The sequence below is a fragment of the Belnapia sp. genome, from assembly GCF_059504005.1.
On sequence record NZ_JCACHU010000116.1, the window covers coordinates 1 to 2,616 of the forward strand.

The 2,616-nt window shown below is 71.6% G+C and carries 2 protein-coding genes; both read right to left on the bottom strand.

Annotation, left to right across the window (positions count from 1 at the left end):
* Positions 1-124: 124 nt before the first annotated feature.
* Complete coding sequence (gene istB / locus AC5JJ1_RS15320) at positions 125-925, bottom strand: IS21-like element helper ATPase IstB (RefSeq protein WP_495785968.1); 801 nt, start codon at positions 923-925, stop codon at positions 125-127.
* Entirely contained in the window at positions 922-2,433 is a 1,512-nt protein-coding gene (istA, locus tag AC5JJ1_RS15325) for an IS21 family transposase (RefSeq protein WP_495785969.1), read from the bottom strand. The genes istB and istA overlap by 4 nt, the downstream gene beginning before the upstream one ends.
* Between the last annotated feature and the right edge of the window lie 183 nt (positions 2,434-2,616).

A 2,616-nucleotide genomic window follows, 5' to 3' on the forward strand; every position in this document is an offset into this window, starting at 1 on the left:
CTGTAGCGCGACGATCTGGATGGAGGCGCGCGTCAATCAGGATGACGCGATGGCGGCACGGCGTTGGGATGATGGCTGCTGGTGATTGTCGCTGGCAAGTGGTCTGATTGTCGCGGCGCGACAATCAGGATGGGTGGTTTGTGACGGCCTCGGTGGGTTTGGCGGCCTTGCGTGATGCGGCGGATCGACGTCGGTAGCTCTCGACGTTCATCTCGAAGATGGTGGCGTGATGGACGAGGCGGTCGATGGCGGCGACCGTCATGGCGGGGCTGGGGAACAGCCTGCCCCATTCGCCAAAGGGCTGGTTGGCGGTGACCAGCAGGGACTTGCGCTCGTATCGGGCGGCGATGAGCTCGAACAGGACCGAGGTCTCGGCCTGGTCGCGTGCGACGTAGGAGAAGTCGTCGAGGATCAGGAGGTCGAAGCGGTCGAGCTTGGCGATGGCCTGCTCGAGCTGCAGGGCCTGGCGGGCGAGCTGGAGGCGCTGGACGAGGTCGGAGGTCCTGGTGAACAGCACGCGGTAGCCGTTCTCGACGAGGGCCTGGCCGAGACCGGCGCAAGCGTGGCTCTTGCCGCTGCCGGGCGGGCCGAACATCAGCAGGTTGGCGCCGCGTTCGAGCCAGCCGGTGCCGGCGGCCAGCGCCATGACATGCGCCTTGCTCAGCGTCGGCACGGCGGCGAAGTCGAAGGTGGCGAGCGTCTTGCCGGGCGGCAGGCGGGCCTCGGCGAGGTGGCGCTCGATGCGGCGGCGGGCGCGATCGGCGAGTTCGAGTTCGGCCAGGGCGGCAAGTAGGCGCGCCGCGGGCCAACCCTCCTTGTCGGCGCGTGCGGTGATGTCAGGCCAGAGGCGGGCGATGGTGGGCAGGCGGAGTTCACCGAGCATCAGCGGCAGGCGCACCGTGTCGGCAGTGCTGACGGCGGTCATGCGGTGGCTCCAGCGGCGAGGAGTGCGTCGTAGGTGGCGATGTCCGGCAGCGGGACGGCGATGTCGGGTGGCGCCTCCGGGATCGGCGTGAAGCGTTCGCGCAGGCTGGCGAGGTCGGGCAGTTCGCCGGCATCGAGGAGGGCATCGAGGGTTGTGGCGAGCTCGGCCTCGCAGGCGCGGTCATGGGCGAGGGCCAGCAAGCCGACCATGGCACGGCAGGCGGCCTGGGCCGGCCGGGCGGCGAGCAGCGCGTCCCAGGCGCGGCGATAGGCGGTGCGGGGAAACAGCTGGTCCCGGTAGGTGAGGTTGAGCAGCGCGCCCGGCTTGCGGCGGAGGCTGTGGATGACGTGGCGGTAGTCGATGACGTGGCCGCGCCGGCCGCGCCCGCCACCAGGTGCCCGACCGCGCGGCAGGGTGAGGACCGGCGAAGTGCCGAGGAAGCATTCCAGCCGGTCATCGTGCAGGCGCACGCGCAGGCGGTGGCCGATGAGGGTGGAGGGGACGGTGTAGAAGACGTGGCGCAGGCTGAAGCCGCTGCTGCGGGTGACGGTGACGAGGGTTTCCTCGGCGGCGCCGGCGCGCTGGGGCGGCAGTGGCGCGAGTTGAGGCCGCTCGGCCTCGACGAGGCGGCGGCGGGCAGCATTGGCGCGGCCGACGACGGCATCGACGAAGGCGCGCCAGGCGGCGAGGTCGGGGAAGTCACGGTGGCCGCGCAGCAGCAGCGCCTGGCCGAGCGCGTCCTTGAGGTGGCGGTGCGGCCCCTCGATCGAGCCGTTCTCGTGGGCGATGCCGGCGTTGTTGCGGGTCGGGCGCATGCCATAATGGGCGCAGAGCGCCTCGTAGCGGCGGGTCTGGTCCTCGGCGGCGTCGCGGCTGAGGTTGCGGAAGGCGGCGGAGAGGCTGTCGGAGCGGTGTTCCAGCGGCGCGCCGCCTAGCGTCCAGAGGGCATCCTGCAGCCCCTCAGCGAGGGCGGTGAAGCTCTCGCCGCCGAGCACCACGCGAACGTGCTGCCAGCCGGAAAAGGCGAGGCGGAAATGGTAGAGCCGGTGCTCGAGAGGCTGGCCGGCGATGCTGACGCCGAGTGAGGTGGCCTCGGTGAAATCGGACAGGCCCTGCCGCCCCGGCGGGTGATCCTGGCGGAAGATCACCTCGCGCGCCGGGCCGGCCACCGCCTGCCAGTGGTGGATCCGCCGCTCCAACGTGCGACGGATGCTGGCGGGAAGGCCGGGATGGCGGCGGCGCAGTTCCTCAAGCAGCGTCACCGGCCGCAGGCCCGGGGTGGCCTCCAGCATCGGCACGATCTCGCTGTCCCAGACCGCGGCAAGCGGGTCGGGCCTGCGCCGGCCCCGGGGGGCTGCGCGTTCGGATGGCGGCCGGGGATCGGCCTCGATCCGCCCGCCGGTGCTGGAGCTGAAGCCCGCCATGGCGGCCGCGGTGGCCCGGTCCTGGGTTCGTCTGAGCGTCATGTAGCGCCTCGCCTGGTGATCGGTGATGTGCGAGCCGGGCAAGGCGGCGATCCCCCTGGGATGACCGCCCATTCCGGCACACCGAACCGCCAAAGCACCCCACCCAATCGGGCAAAGGCGCCCGCCGGGGTCAGCCTACGGCCGGGCTACGCCCGACCTCCGGCTGACCCCGGCGCCGCGCTCATCCTGATTGACGCTGCCAACCATCCTGATTGTCGCTGTGCA

Excerpts from the sequence above, each read along its gene's own strand:
- istB (WP_495785968.1), bottom strand. The coding sequence starts at position 925 with ATGACCGCCGTCAGCACTGCCGACACGGTGCGCCTGCCGCTGATGCTC.